This window comes from Planctomycetota bacterium (assembly GCA_026387035.1).
In the GTDB taxonomy this organism is placed as follows: domain Bacteria; phylum Planctomycetota; class Phycisphaerae; order FEN-1346; family FEN-1346; genus JAPLMM01.
This window is the reverse complement of record JAPLMM010000234.1, coordinates 1-13,539: the sequence shown is the minus strand read 5'-3', so window position 1 is coordinate 13,539 and position 13,539 is coordinate 1. Positions and strand designations below refer to the sequence as shown.

At 65.9% G+C, this 13,539-nt stretch carries 10 protein-coding genes; 2 read left to right on the top strand and 8 right to left on the bottom strand.

The window, feature by feature from the left end; genetic code table 11:
* From mutS to NTX40_08705, 3 genes are all read right to left on the bottom strand, one after another.
* Nucleotides 1-2,354, bottom strand: a 2,354-nt coding sequence (gene mutS / locus NTX40_08715) for a DNA mismatch repair protein MutS (protein MCX5649160.1), incomplete at its 3' end; no start/stop codon positions are given.
* Nucleotides 2,351-4,099 (bottom strand): HEAT repeat domain-containing protein, encoded by a 1,749-nt coding sequence (locus tag NTX40_08710; protein ID MCX5649159.1) that lies wholly within the window; start codon nt 4,097-4,099, stop codon nt 2,351-2,353. The genes NTX40_08710 and mutS, both read right to left, overlap by 4 nt.
* Before the next feature lie 147 nt (nt 4,100-4,246).
* The gene (locus NTX40_08705; GenBank protein ID MCX5649158.1) at nt 4,247-4,813 is read right to left on the bottom strand and encodes a hypothetical protein; all 567 of its coding nucleotides are present in this window, start codon (nt 4,811-4,813) and stop codon (nt 4,247-4,249) included.
* 491 nt (nt 4,814-5,304) lie between these two features.
* Here NTX40_08705 and NTX40_08700 point away from each other — a divergent pair, with 491 nt between their 5' ends.
* Both NTX40_08700 and NTX40_08695 read left to right on the top strand, forming a co-directional pair.
* Nucleotides 5,305-6,327: a hypothetical protein gene (locus NTX40_08700; GenBank protein ID MCX5649157.1), complete on the top strand. Its 1,023-nt coding sequence runs from the start codon at nt 5,305-5,307 to the stop codon at nt 6,325-6,327.
* A gap of 103 nt (nt 6,328-6,430) precedes the next feature.
* Complete coding sequence (locus NTX40_08695) at nt 6,431-7,393, top strand: hypothetical protein (protein MCX5649156.1); 963 nt, start codon at nt 6,431-6,433, stop codon at nt 7,391-7,393.
* 16 nt (nt 7,394-7,409) lie between these two features.
* On the opposite strand, the gene NTX40_08690 is transcribed toward NTX40_08695, so the two are convergent.
* From NTX40_08690 to NTX40_08670, 5 genes are all read right to left on the bottom strand, one after another.
* Nucleotides 7,410-8,306, bottom strand: a complete 897-nt coding sequence (locus tag NTX40_08690; GenBank protein MCX5649155.1) for an NAD(P)-dependent oxidoreductase — start codon at nt 8,304-8,306, stop codon at nt 7,410-7,412.
* Nucleotides 8,307-8,453: 147 nt separating this feature from the next.
* Nucleotides 8,454-9,476, bottom strand: a complete 1,023-nt coding sequence (gene amrS / locus NTX40_08685; GenBank protein ID MCX5649154.1) for an AmmeMemoRadiSam system radical SAM enzyme — start codon at nt 9,474-9,476, stop codon at nt 8,454-8,456.
* A gap of 49 nt (nt 9,477-9,525) precedes the next feature.
* Nucleotides 9,526-10,812, bottom strand: a complete 1,287-nt coding sequence (locus NTX40_08680) for a site-2 protease family protein (protein MCX5649153.1) — start codon at nt 10,810-10,812, stop codon at nt 9,526-9,528.
* Between the two features lie 221 nt (nt 10,813-11,033).
* On the bottom strand, nt 11,034-13,052 hold the full coding sequence (ligA, locus tag NTX40_08675) for an NAD-dependent DNA ligase LigA (GenBank protein ID MCX5649152.1): 2,019 nt from the start codon (nt 13,050-13,052) through the stop codon (nt 11,034-11,036).
* 61 nt (nt 13,053-13,113) lie between these two features.
* Nucleotides 13,114-13,539: hypothetical protein (locus tag NTX40_08670; GenBank protein ID MCX5649151.1), on the bottom strand; the 426-nt coding region annotated here is incomplete at its 5' end.

The window sequence follows — 13,539 nt, the reverse complement described above, 5'->3', positions numbered from 1 at the left end:
CGCGGCACGCCGGCCAGACGCGCCACGTGCACGCCGTACGACTTGTCCGTCCCGCCCGGGACGATCTTGTGGAGAAAGACGACCTGGTCCTGCCACTCGCGGACGGCGACGTTGAAGTTGGCGACGCCCTCCAGGACGTCCGCCAGTTCCGTCAGTTCGTGGTAATGGGTGGCGAAGAGGGTCCGGCAGGCGATGCGGCGGGCGATGTGTTCCGTCGCGGCCCACGCCAGCGCCACGCCGTCGAACGTGCTCGTCCCGCGGCCGACCTCGTCCAGGATGACGAGGCTCTTGTCGGTCGCGTTGTTCAGGATGTTGGCCGTCTCCGTCATCTCCACCATGAAGGTGCTGCGTCCGCGCGCCAGTTCGTCGGCCGCCCCGACGCGCGTGAAGATGCGGTCCACGAGGCCCACGGCCGCCCGCCGCGCCGGCACCCACGAACCCATGTGGGTCATGAGCACCAGGAGCGCGACCTGGCGGATGTAGGTGGACTTTCCGGCCATGTTCGGCCCCGTGATGATTCCGATGCGTGGATGTTCGCCGCCGAGGGCGACGTCGTTCGGCACGAACTCCGAGCCGAGCACCTGCTCCAGAACCGGGTGGCGGCCGTCCTCGATCTCGACGACGGGCTCGTCGAGGACGGCGGGCTTGACGTAGCCTCGCTCCGACGCGACGCGCGCGAGGCTCCCGAGGGCGTCCAGGCGCGCGAGCGCCTCGGCGGTGCGCTGAAGCCTCGGAATCTCGGCCGCCACGCGCCCGCGCACCTCCTCGAACAGCCTCGCCTCCAGCGCCAGCGCCTTCTCCTCGGCCGAGAGGACCTCCACCTCGTGCTCTTTCAGCGCGGGGGTGATGTACCGCTCGGCGTTCTTGAGCGTCTGCTTGCGGACGTAGTCCGCCGGGACGCGGTCCCGGCGCGTGTTCGTGACCTCGATGTAGTAGCCGAAAATCTTGTTGTAGCCGACCTTGAGCGTCGGGATGCCGGCGCGTTGGATCTCTTCGGCCTGGAACCGTGCGAGCCACCGCGCGCCCGACGAGCCGACCGAACGCAGATGGTCGAGTTCCTCGCTGTATCCGGGGCGGATGACGCCGCCGTCCGCCACACGCGCCGGCGAGTCCTCGGCGATGGCAACCTGGAGGCACTCGCGGACGTCGCCCAGCAAATCAAGGTCGGCCTCAATCTCGGTGAGCAGTTCGCTCTCGCGGTCCGCCAGGCGGGCCTTGACGGCCGGCAGTTGGGCGAGCGTCCCGCCGAGGGCCAGGAGGTCACGCGGCGTGGCGCGGTTGGTGGCGACGCGTCCGACGATCCGCTCAATGTCGCTCGTCTCCGCCAGGAGCGCGGCGAGTGCGGTCCTGAGTTCCCTCCCCGCGACGAGTTCCCCGACGGCGTCGAGGCGCGCGCGAACCTGGGCGCCGGCCGCCAGCGGACACTGGATCCATTGCCTCAGCATCCGGGCGCCGGCGGCGGTCTCGGTCCGGTCGAGGACCCAGAGGAGGCTGAACTCTCGTCGGCGTTCGCGCAAGGTCTCCACGAGTTCGAGGCTCCGTTGCGTCGTCTCGTCGAGGTGGAGCCAGCGGCCGGATTGGACGCGCTCGAGCCGGCGGATGTGGCCGAGACTCGTCCGCTGCGTCTCCTGGAGGTAATCCACGATGGCCCCGGCGGCGGAGACGCCGGCCGACAGGTCCCCGACGCCGAACCCGTCGAGCGACTCGGTGCCGAAGTGGGCCGTCAGCAGGCGCTGGGCCTCGTCGCGGTCGAAGACGAAGCCCGACCGTTCCGTCACGAGCGCGCCGCACGTCTCGCGCACTGCCTGCGCGAGGTCCGGGTCCGACTCGGGCAGGCCCTCGGCGACGAGAATTTCGCGCGGCCGGAGGCGCACCAGTTCGTCCAGCAGGGCCTCGCGCTCCAGGTCCCGCGCCCAGAAACCGCCGGTCGAAAGGTCCACCCAGGCCAAGCCGGCCCCGTCGCCGCTCCGATGGAGGGCGGCGAGGAAATTGTTCTCCTTGTCCTCCAGGAGCGCGTCGTCGGTCAGGGTGCCCGGCGTGACGAGGCGGACGACGTCGCGATGGATCAGCCCCTGGGCCGTCGCGGGGTCTTCCAACTGTTCGCAGATAGCAACGCGGAAACCCGCGCGGATCATTTTCGCGAGATACGAATCGACGGCGTGGTACGGCACGCCGCACATCGGGATGGGGTTTTCGCCCTTGGAGCGGCTCGTGAGGGCGACGCCCATGACCTTGGAGGCGACGCGGGCGTCCTCGTAGAAGAGTTCGTAGAAGTCGCCCATGCGGAAAAAGAGGATGGCGTCGGGGTACTTGGCCTTGATGCGCTTGAATTGTTTCATGGCGGGCGTAGTCATGGCCGCCCCGGTCCTTCCTGCGGCGGCAATCCGGCCGGACCGTCCGGTGAGAGTCTCTGGATCGCCTGTTCCAAATACTCTCGGACGCCCGAGTCCTGCTCTTGCGCCAGCCGGGCCTTCAGCAAGGGCAAGTGTTCGCTTGCACCGTAGTACCAGAACTGTGCTGCGCACTCGGCCCGGACCTCGACGCTTCTGTCGGAGAGACCAGCGATCAACCTCGGAAGGACCTGGCTCAGAGGGAGGCCACCGCAAGCCTCGATGCCGCATTTGCGAATGGTGTCATTCGGGTGGTCCATACATCGTAAGATAATCTCGGCATACAGCGGGTTGCTCGAGTCCAAGAAACGCAGGAGTGGGGAGAAGTTTGCCGTATTGGGCGATGTCAAATAATCGGGATCCGCCTCCTCGGCGTACTTCGGGGCGCTGAACACCTCAAGAAGCCACTGCGCCCTTTGGATAAAGAGGACCTGGCTGCCTTGCGGGTCGTACTCGCAAAGGGCGTACTCGGTCCACTTCTGGTCGAGATTCTTCTCCTGGTATCGTTTGCGTAGGATCGGGGGAATCCGGTCATCCTTGTATCCTTTGCGGCTCAGGTCGCACACCGCGCCACAAAGCACGCGCCATTCCTCACTGGTCGCCGCGGGTGCGAGTTCGATGAAGCGGTCGAAGATGTAGGCTGCGTCCTCCTTTGTAAGTGGGCCAAGGTCGTACACTCTGGCACTGTTGAGCACCCGGCCGTATTCCGCCTTTTCCTCGATCCAGTCCAACGACCCCTTCTCCGGCGGAAGTATCTTGCTCGATATTATGTAGTCAGGCGGAAGGTGACAAAAAACGCCTCCCTCCAATGGGATGCGAAAGGACGTCACGTGGCGCCCGTCTACTTGTTCATAAACCAACGCGTCGGGCCGCCTTTCCGCCGGCTGACCGAGAAGGGCTTCGACTTGGTCCGCCGACATTCCCCTTTCAAGGAACCCCAGCCGACCGCCGAAACCATACTTTTCCATGATCTGCCGCGACTGAGCAGCCTCATCGCTCCCCTGTCCCTTCATGGTCAAGCCCAAGCCGATTTTCACATACACATCCTGGTGGATCGCCATGTGGGTCCACTCGAACAAAACCGCCCGCAAGCCGCCGCGCAGAACCTGGATCTTCTTGACCTGGCCGTCCTCGAGGAAAGAAAAGCGCCACAGCGAGCCGTCCCTGAAAAGGTACTTTTTGTACACCACGGCCCCGCAAAAACACGTGCCGTCGTCGAAATGGTCCTTGCGGTCCAACAGGATGGTGCAATACGGGACGCCGTCGCCGATCACAAGCCGATAGCAACGGAAAAAGGTGTTCTCCGTAGTCCCCATCGCTCCGCCCACAACGGTAAAAGCCTCCGTCGTGGCCGGGGCCTCAAGCCGGATGTGCGGGGACTTCGGGTAGTAGAACGTAACGTACTCGTCCTCGTATTTCAGCCATTGGGGAAACGACGCCCGCTTCGTGGTCTCAAGAACGTCGTTGTCGGGAAACTTGACGTCACCGAGTTTCACGGCGACGCTTATCCCATCGGCGGTCTCGCTCCGGGCCAGGATCTGAATACGCGCCCTCTCGGCGGCAAAGTCCTGGAAAAGAATCTCTTCGGCCATAGGTTCTTGGGTACAGGCAACTTCCAGGGCGCCGGTCACAGCAAGCAGCACTACCAGCGCGCTTCGCACCAACCACCCAAGGATGCCTGTGGGCGTTTCAGCGCCGAACCGGTTCATCGAACTGTCCCCCAACATGCCATGCCGCCGGCGAAACATTGCACCCGACAAGTATGCGCTCCCCGCAGGGGAATGGACAAGGGGAAACCAGGAAAAATCCTCGGACGGTAAGCCCGTCTTTCCAGGCCCCGTTGGCCTCGGACGCCTCTACGGCTTCGGGGCGAGCGGCTGGATGCGCCGTTCGAGGCGCGCCAGGATGTTCTGTTCGAGGAGTTCGTCGCGGCCGACGTCCAGCCACTTGTAGTGGGTCGGGGCGATTTCATCCCGCTCGTACATTTTTGAGATCTGAAAATCATACAGGGAGTATGCCTGGCCGATGCTTTCCGGACCCAGGTTCGGGGCCGTCAGTCTCTCCTTCGTCACCTGGACGAAGACCTCGGAGCCGGAGGCCACGGGCGTGATCGCCACCGTGACGCGCCGCCGCGTCGTGTGCAGGCTCGACTCGATGCGCTGGTCGGTGCCGAGGGTGTCCTCGCGCCAGAACTCGAACCAGGAGGCGCCCGTCAGGCCGCGCGTGGCGATGCGGCCTTTGCTGGCTTCGGGGTACTCGATCTCGAACCGGAGGTCCTGAAGGATGCGCCTAGCGACGTTCTCGGTCATGTCGGCATCGGCCCCGCGCAAGAGGAGCGGATTGTCGAGCCGCACCCGCTCCGCGCACCCCGCGGCCGCCAACGCGAGCACCGCGCCCAGCACCAGGACCGTCGGATGTCTCATGAGGCGTCCTTTCCCTTCGGACCCGCCACGGTGTGGACGCGAAGCGTGTCCGTCCCGCCGGGCCGGCCGGGGAACTGACCGCTGATTATAAGGATCCGGTCGCCCCCATCAACCAATTTCCGCTCGCGGGCCAGCCGCTCCACCGCTTCGCCGCGGAGGTCTTGCTCCTCGTGCGTCGCTCATGGGGCCTACTCTCGCCGCGGGGGGCGGCCCGTTCAAGGAGATTTTCGGCGCCGTCGGGGGCCAAAAAGGGGACGGGAGTCTTTTGTGCAGAGCACCCGATGCTACTCTGCGAAGTAGCGACCCTGCTCTGCGTAGCCCGCTACGCAGGGCGGAGAAGAGAGTGCTACTTCGCTACGAAGCACGAGAGGGCCGTTCCGGCAAAAGACTCCCGTCCCCTTTTTGGCGGCAAATTTCCGTCGCCCCTTTTCCGCGAAAATCGTATAGAATAAAGAGCCGAGTTGTTCGTTTGTTTAGCGGGAGGTAGTGAAATGAAAAGCAATCGGCTTCGATGGCCCCTGGCGGCGGTCCTGGCGGGGTGCACGCTCGCGCTCTTACCGCACGCCGTCCTGGGCGAGGCGGCTGAGGACGCCATCCCCTCGGAGGATGCCGCGCCACACTACGCCAAGGGCGAGGTGAAGTACGGCGAGGCCTGGATATCCCTCGCGGAACTCTTCCAGAACCGCCGCCAGGTCCAAGCCGAGATGGAAAAACTCATCGAGGAAGGCAAAAAAGCCCAGTCCGCGCTGGACGACCTGAATCGGCAAATCTACACGCTGCGGGGCGAAAACGACAACAGCAAACGCCCGATTCGGACGGACATGGCCAAGGCCGTCGCCGACAGACGCAAGGCGGAGGCGGCCCTCCGCGCTCAGTCTCCGACCGAGCCACGCTACGCGCGGGAGCCCCTCCAGCCCGGGCGTGTCCAGTCTTCCTCCGACTCCTACAACGAGGCCACGGACAACTGGCAGCGTGAGGTCCGCCGCATCAGGGATCAAAACACCGTGTTGAAACGGGAATACAGCAAGCGCCTCGCCGAGTACCAGAAGACCAAGGCCGAGGCAAACTCGGTCATCCAGGCGGCCCAGGTCAAGGTCGCCGAGTGCCAGAAGCAACTGGCCGAACTCGACAAGCAACTCGAGGACGCCCAGACGCCGGTGCTGGCGAAGCGCGTCCAGACCAACGACCAGATCCAGTCGCTCGGCCGGCAGGCCCGCGCCCTCCTCGTCCGGGCCCAGGCCATGGAACAGGCGATGCGCGAGGCGCCGGAAAGCGTCCTCTTCCGCCATCAGATCGTAGCGTGGGACGGCAAGTTCTACCTGCTCGACGAACTGCGGGCTCTCTACGCCGAAACGCAAGGCGAGGTCGATCGCGTCCGCAACCAACTGCGGGAAGACGCCCGCCTCGCCGGCCGAAGTTTCCCGGACGATTGGCGCCACCCCCAGCAGGATAAGATCGACGCCCTCAAGATCCTGATCGAGCGCGCGGAAAAGGAAGCGGCCGCAACGCGATGAACCGCCGGCGCCCGCTGCCGCTTTTCCCGGCGGTCGGCCGCGGAACCTGACGCCCTGTGGCGAGCGGTCGCCCGCGCGGGCGAAGCCAAGGAAAGGGGATGCGATGTTCCCAACCCAGTCCGTGCGTTCGGTGCTCCTCATCGCGGTCGTTGGTCTGGCTTGTCCCATGTCCCTGCGCGCCGCCGACGCCGAAGAGGCCGCCCGCCCCCTCCCTAAAGAAGTGCCGTCCGAGAACGTGCCGGTCCCCGTCGAGAGCCTCTTTCGGGACTACATCGTGGCACGCGAGGACGCGCGGCGTGTCGGCGAGGAGCGCGCCGCCAACCTGCAGCGCCTGACGGACCTGACGCAGCAAGTCAACCGGATCCAGGGGCAATACACGACCGAGGTCCGCCCGGTGCGGTCCGAACTCGGCCAGGCCCGCGCGAAACTCGCCGTCTGCAACCGCGTCCTCACGGCCCGCGAACCCCCCAGGCCCGCGTTGATCCGGGTCCCGAGCCCGCCGCACGATACGGACTCCCAGCAGGGATGGCAGAATCGGCGCGACCGAGTCGAGGCCGAGAACCGCGCCATCGAGGAAAACTACAAGCGCACCCTTGAAACCTTCCGCCGGTACCAGGACCAGGCCCGGAAGGAAAAGTCCAGCCTCGAACAGCAGGTCAAGGAACTCGAGGCCAAACTGGCCGCCCTCGACGCCCGCAAGGCGTCCGATCAGACCCCGCTCCTGGTGGAACTGCAGGCGATCCGCGACAAGCAGGCCAAGTCCAGCACGCAAGCCGGCGCCGCCATCAGCCGCGCCTCTTCTCTTGCTGACGCTCTGCGCGCGACCTCCGAAGAGTTGCGTCTGAAGCACGGCATCTGCGAATGGGAAGGCGCCTTCTACTCCGTGGACGAAATCCGGAAAATCCACGACGACCTCAAGGCCGAGTGCGACCGCACCCGCGCCGAGTTGAAGGCCAAGGCCGAGGCCGCCGGCCGAACGTTCCCCGAAGACTGGCGCCCTCCGAAACAAGGCGCCCTCGACGCGCTGCAGACCCTGCTCGACCGCGCCGCGAGCGCCGCGAAGTAACCCGCAGCGCCCCCTCTCAGCCGCGCAGCGCCACCCCCGACCACGCCGCCATCACCTCCAGGACGGACGAGAAGTCGTCGTTGCCTTTGCCGAGGTTCTTCACGATGGTGAACATCTGGCGGACCTGGGAGGCCAGCGGCAGGGGCACGTCCAACTGCCGCGCCAGGTCCGTTGCCAGATTCAGGTCCTTCACCATGTGCTTCAGATAGAAGTTGGGCCGGCCGCCGGCATTCACGATCGTCTGCTCGGCGATACGATAGAGCGGCGACTCGACGGGCCCCGCGTGCAGAATCTCCATCATCGTCTCGAACGGAACGCCCGCCTTGCGCGCCAGCACGAACGCCTCCGCAAAGGTCTGCATCATCGCCGCCACCATCACCGAGCAGGCGATCCTCATCGTGGCGCCCTTGCCGACCTCGCCCACGTAATGGACCGTGCCGAGCGCGTCGAGGATAGGTTTGGCCCGGGCGAAATCGTTGCGGCTTCCGCCGACGAGCACCTGCAGTTTGCCTTCCTGAGCCGCCGACACACTCCACATCACCGGCGCCTCCAGGTAGTGGACCTTGAGGCTCCGAAGGGCCGTCGCCGCCCGCCAACTCATCGCCGGACTCGTCGTCGAACAGTTGATGAGCAGGCTGGACCGCTTCATGCCGCGCGACAGCCCTTCCTCGTCAAACAGCACGTTGTCGAGCGCCCCGTCGTCCGCCACCATGACGACGACGAAATCGGCGCCTTTCGCGACTGCGGCCGGCGAGACGGCCTTCTTCGCGCCGGCGGCGGCGAGGGGCTCCATTTTCCCCGGCGTCCGGTTCCAGACCGTCAGCAGATACCCCGCCTTCAGCAGGCACTCGGCCATCGGCGTCCCCATCAGACCCAGACCGACGAAGCCCACCTTCGTTCGCTTCTTGGCCATCGAAAGTCTCCTTATGCCTTTGTACCCCTCTCCCCCCCGGCGGGACGTTCCGCTTGTGGGAGAGGGTAGGGTGAGGGGGGATACAGATGTCTCTCTTCACCCTCACCCCTGCCCCTCTCCCATCGAGGGAGAGGGGACAAAACAATTTCACTCCACGATGATCGGCAACCGCTCGCCGCACTCCCCGCAACTCGCCCCGCGAAGGTTTCGTCGCGTCACCGCAAACCCCGCCCGCCGGATCACCGTCGCCCCGCAGGCCGGGCACACCGTGTCCTCCCAGCCCGACACGTTGCCCGCGTAAACGAACCGCAGGCCCGCCGCCCGCCCGATCGCCACCGCCTCCCGGATCGTCTCGATCGGCGTCGCCGGCGCGTCCAGCATGTCGTAATCCGGATGAAACCGCGACACGTGCCACACCAGGTCCGGCGACACGCCCGCAAGAAACCCCGCGAGCGCCTTCAGATCCTCCGGGTCGTCGTTGCGTCCGGGCACCAGGAGCGTCGTCACCTCGACGTGAATCCCCGCGGCCCGCATGCGGCGGATCGTTTCCTTGACCGGCTCGACGCGGGCCTTGCAGATGCGGCGGTAGAAATCGTCCTGCCACGCCTTCAGGTCCACGTTGGCGGCGTCGAGCCAGCCGGCCATCGCCTCGACCGCCTCCGCCGTCGCGTAGCCGTTCGTCACGAACGTGTTCCGGAGGCCCTCGGCCTTCGCCAGCCGGCCGCAGTCGCGCGCGAACTCGAAAAACATTGTCGGTTCCGTATAGGTGTATGAGACCGACTCGCAGCCGGAGCCTTTCGCGTTCGCCACGACTTCCTCGGGCGTCATCGGTTCACCCGGCATCGCGCCGGGTTCCTTCCGAGGCCACTGCGAGATCTGCCAGTTCTGGCAGAACCCGCACTGAAAGTTGCACCCGACGGTCGCGATCGAGTACGCCTTGGAGCCCGGGAGAAAGTGAAAGAGCGGCTTCTTTTCGATGGGGTCCACGTGGGCGGCGACGACCCGCCCGTAGGCCAGGCTCACGAGCCGGCCTCCCTGGTTCTCTCGGACGCGGCACACGCCGCGATTCCCCGGCGCGATGTGGCACCGATGGGCGCAGAGGAAGCAGTCGACGGCCCCCTCGGCCGCCTCTTTCCACAGCGCCGCCTCGTGCTCGTTCGCCGATGCCATGTGCCCGTCCCGCGGTCCCATGCCGCTGCGTTCCGAAATCCCTCGCCCCTCACCGCCGCGCCGCGGTTCCCTCGGCGAGGTCCGTCTTGATTTGGATCAGATTCATAATGTCGTGGCGCGTGACGATGCCCACGAGCCGCCCGCCGTGCGCCACCGGCAGATGCCCCTTGTCCGCGTCCGTCATCTTGCGGAACACACTCACCAGGTCGTCGTCCGGGTGCACGAAGTTCTCCTCCCGCACCTGGTGCATGGCGTCCCGCACGTGCGTCACCGGCCAGTCGGCCCGCGAAATCGCCTGAAGGTCCTTCAGCCCCACCATCCCCGCCAGACGCCCGCCCTCCAGCACCGGAAAACTCCGGAACCGGTACCGGTAAAAATACTCGTCCACCAGACGGTCCAGCGTCAGGTCGGGGGGCACCGTGATGACCTCGGGTTGGAGGATGTCGCCGACGGTCATCCCGGCGAACGCCTCCCGAAGGGCCATCTGCTGGTACCCCGCCTGGGCGGCGTTCCGCAGGAACAGGCCGATGAAGACGAGCCAGAGCGGCCCGATCGTGAACTGCCCGCTCACGAGGAAGGTGACCCCCACCTCGAAGATGCCCCAGCCGATGAAGATCGCGCCGAGAACTTTCCCGAACGTCGCCGCAATCGCCGTCGCTCGATAAATGCTCCCGTAAACCTTCCACAGGATGGCCCGCAAGAGCCGGCCCCCGTCCAGGGGGAACCCCGGCAACAGATTGAACACCGCCAGCATGATGTTGATGAACGCGAAATAGAAGACGAGCGCCCGCGCCTGCTCCGGAATCCCGCGGCCGAGCACGAAGTACAGAATCCAGCACACCCCGCCGATCGCCAGGCTCATCAGGGGTCCGACGGCGGCGACCCGGAACTCCGCTCCGGGCGACGTCGCCTCGTCCCGCAAACGCGACACCCCGCCGAAAACGAACAGCGTAATCCCCGCCACCCCGATCCCGTGCGCCTTCGCCACCACGCTGTGCGCAAGTTCGTGCGCCAGAACGCACACGAACAGGCCCGCCGTCCCGACGGCCGCCAGCACCCAGTACTGCCACTCGGGCCAGAGACGCAGGCCGAGCGCGCCGGCGATCTCTTCGCGGCTCGCGTGGGGATGTCTCGCCTGGTACGCGGTGAACCGGTTCAGGTTCTCGTTGCCCTCCCACCACGGACCCCCGCCCGCCATGTCGCTCATCGGCAATAGATACGTCGCCAGACTGTACGCCAGCAGGAAGAAGATCAGGAGCCAACTCCAATGGACCCGGATCGTGATCCCGAAAAACCGGGCGATCGGAAGACCCGAACTTAGAGCGCCTGTGGACATGCCGTTCTGTGTACCCCCGGAGTTGTTCCACTGCAACCCGCGATTGTATCACTCCGCGTAGGAATGTCACTGGAAAAACGACGACATGGTTGGACGGGATACTATATATGGGAGTGGCGGGCGGCCAGCCACTATATCTTGGGCCACACGGTGCGATGTGCCGCTCTTTCCACGACCGCTTTTTCCGAAACGCCGCGGTCCGGTCCTCGCCCCGGCCTCGCCTACCGCCGCCCGAGCAGCCTCAGAAACGCCTCTTCGTCGAGAATCGGCGTCCCGTGCTTCTCGGCCGCACGCATCTTCGTCGAGCCTGGGCTCGCGCCGGCCACCAGGTAATCCGTGCTTTTCGAGACGCTGCCGGCCGCCTTGCCGCCTTCCCGGCGAATGGCGTCCTGGGCCTCGTCGCGGGTCATGCTCGCGAGTTCCCCCGTGACGACGACCGTTTTGCCCGCAAGCCGCCCCCCGCCGCTCGCAGCCTTCTTCATCTTCGGGTCAATGCCGTGCCTCCGAAGTTTCTCCACGAGCGAGCGGTTCGCGCTGCTTGCGAACCACTCGACGAGGCTTGCGGCCACCTCGGGCCCCACGTCTTCGACCTCGAGGAGGCGCTCCGTGTCAGCCTTCGCGAGGGCCTCCAGATACCCGAACGCGGCGGCCAGTGTTTCGGCGAGCGCCCGCCCCACGTGCCGAATCCCCAGGCCGAAAATGACGCGCGGCAGCGAGGCTCCCTTGCTTCCCGCGATCGCCTCGACGAGGTTCGCCGCGCTTTTCTCAGCCATCCGATCGAGGTCCGCCAATTGTTCCACCGTAAGGTCATAAAGGTCCGCGACGTCGCGCACCAGCCGGCTGTCCACGAGTTGATCCACCACCTTGTCGCCGAGGCCGTCAATGTTGAGCGCCTGCTTCGAGCCGAAGTGCTTCACGTGCTCCTTCAGTTGCGCGGGGCACGACGCGTTCGCGCATCGCGTGATGGCCTCGCCTTCGGGCTTGACGACCGCTTCGCCGCAGACGGGGCATTTTCTCGGCAAATGGTACGCCTTCGTCCCGCGCGGCCGCTTCTCCGCGATTGTCTGGACGACGTGCGGGATGACGTCCCCCGCCCTTTCCACCAGGACCGTGTCGCCGACGCGGATATCCTTGCGGTCAATCTCGTCCTGGTTGTGCAGGCTGACGTGGGTGACCGTGACGCCGCCGATCTCGACCGCTTCGAGAACCGCGACGGGCGTAATCGCCCCCGTCCGGCCGACCTGGGCGGTGATGTCGACGATGCGCGTCGTTTTCTGGCGCGGGGCAAACTTGTAGGCCACCGCCCACCGCGGATTCGCCGCTCGAACCCCCAGAACCTCGTGGTCCGCGAGGCGATCCACCTTGAAGACGCACCCGTCGATCTCGTAAGCCAACCCGTCGCGCCGCTCTTCCAGTTTGTGGTGCCAGCGGACCGCCTCGTCGGCCGACTGGAGCCGCGCCGACTCGGGGCACGTCTTCAGGCCCAGCGTCCGCATCATCTGGAGGCACTCCCACTGCGTCTCCGGGCGCGAGGAGGAGGCGGGCGTCATCTCCCAGAAAAAGATCCGCAAAGGTCGCTCGGCCGTCACCTTCGGGTCCAGTTGCCTCAGGCTCCCCGCGGCCGCGTTCCGCGGGTTCGCGAACGTTTTGCGCTCCGCCTCTTCCTGCCGCCGATTGAACTCCGCGAACTCCTTCTTCTCCATGTACACTTCGCCGCGCACCACCAGGTGCTCCGGCGCCTTGGTCTTCCTGTCGTGCAGCCTGAGCGGCACCTCGCGGATGGTGCGGACGTTGGGCGTAATGTCCTCGCCCGTCGTCCCGTCGCCGCGCGTGCTCGCCGATTCCAGAAGCCCCTTCTCGTACACCAGTTCGACGCTGACGCCGTCGTACTTCGGCTCCGCAACGAGTCCCGGCACGCCGGGACGCCCGAGTTCTTTGCGGCAGGTCTCGACGAAACGGTGCATCTCCTCCTCGCTGGTGACCGAAAGGAGGCTCCGCATGGGCGTCTCGTGGCGGACGGGCTGGAAGCCTTCGCGCGGCTCGCCGCCCACGCGCTGCGTCGGCGAATCCGCCGTCACCAGGTCCGGGTGCTCGGCCTCAATGGCCCGCAGTTCCGACACCAGGTCGTCGTACTCCGCGTCGGAGACTTGCGGGTCGTCGAGGACGTAATAGCGGCGGTTGTGGTCCTCAATTTGGCGGCGAAGGGCGTCCGCACGCTTGCGGGCCTCGTGCTTGGTCATCACGTCGCCTTCCATTCTGAACGGCCAACGGCCGCGCTCGCCTCCGGCTCGCGGCTAAGCGTTAAAGGCGCGCTTTGAAACGTTTACGAAGCGCCGCGGCGGGCAACGTATTCAGCACGTCGCGCTTCTCCAGCCACCCTCGCCGCGCCACCGACACGCCGAACGGCATCAGGTCCAGGTCGGCCGGCTTGTGCGCGTCCGTCGAAATCACCATCGTAACGCCCGCCTCCTTCGCGCGCTTGCAATAAATGTCCGGCAAATCGAGCCGGTCCGGGTACGAGTTGATTTCCAGACACACCGCGTGTTCGCGACACGCCTCGAACACGCGGTCCACGTCGAAGCGAATGGGGTCGCGGCTCCCGATGAGCCGGCCGAACGGATGCCCAATGCAGTCTACAACGCCCGACCCGATGGCCGCCAGCAGCCGCTCCGTCATCTTCGCCTCGTCCATCTCGAAGACGCTGTGCACGCTCGCGACGACCCAGTC

Bases quoted from the DNA above. Each gene is read 5' to 3' on its own strand.
- NTX40_08710 (MCX5649159.1), bottom strand. From the start codon at position 4,099: ATGAACCGGTTCGGCGCTGAAACGCCCACAGGCATCCTTGGGTGGTTG.
- amrS (MCX5649154.1), bottom strand. From the start codon at position 9,476: ATGGCATCGGCGAACGAGCACGAGGCGGCGCTGTGGAAAGAGGCGGCC.
- NTX40_08695 (MCX5649156.1), top strand. From the start codon at position 6,431: ATGTTCCCAACCCAGTCCGTGCGTTCGGTGCTCCTCATCGCGGTCGTT.
- NTX40_08680 (MCX5649153.1), bottom strand. From the start codon at position 10,812: ATGTCCACAGGCGCTCTAAGTTCGGGTCTTCCGATCGCCCGGTTTTTC.
- NTX40_08700 (MCX5649157.1), top strand. From the start codon at position 5,305: ATGAAAAGCAATCGGCTTCGATGGCCCCTGGCGGCGGTCCTGGCGGGG.
- NTX40_08690 (MCX5649155.1), bottom strand. From the start codon at position 8,306: ATGGCCAAGAAGCGAACGAAGGTGGGCTTCGTCGGTCTGGGTCTGATG.
- ligA (MCX5649152.1), bottom strand. From the start codon at position 13,052: ATGACCAAGCACGAGGCCCGCAAGCGTGCGGACGCCCTTCGCCGCCAA.
- NTX40_08705 (MCX5649158.1), bottom strand. From the start codon at position 4,813: ATGAGACATCCGACGGTCCTGGTGCTGGGCGCGGTGCTCGCGTTGGCG.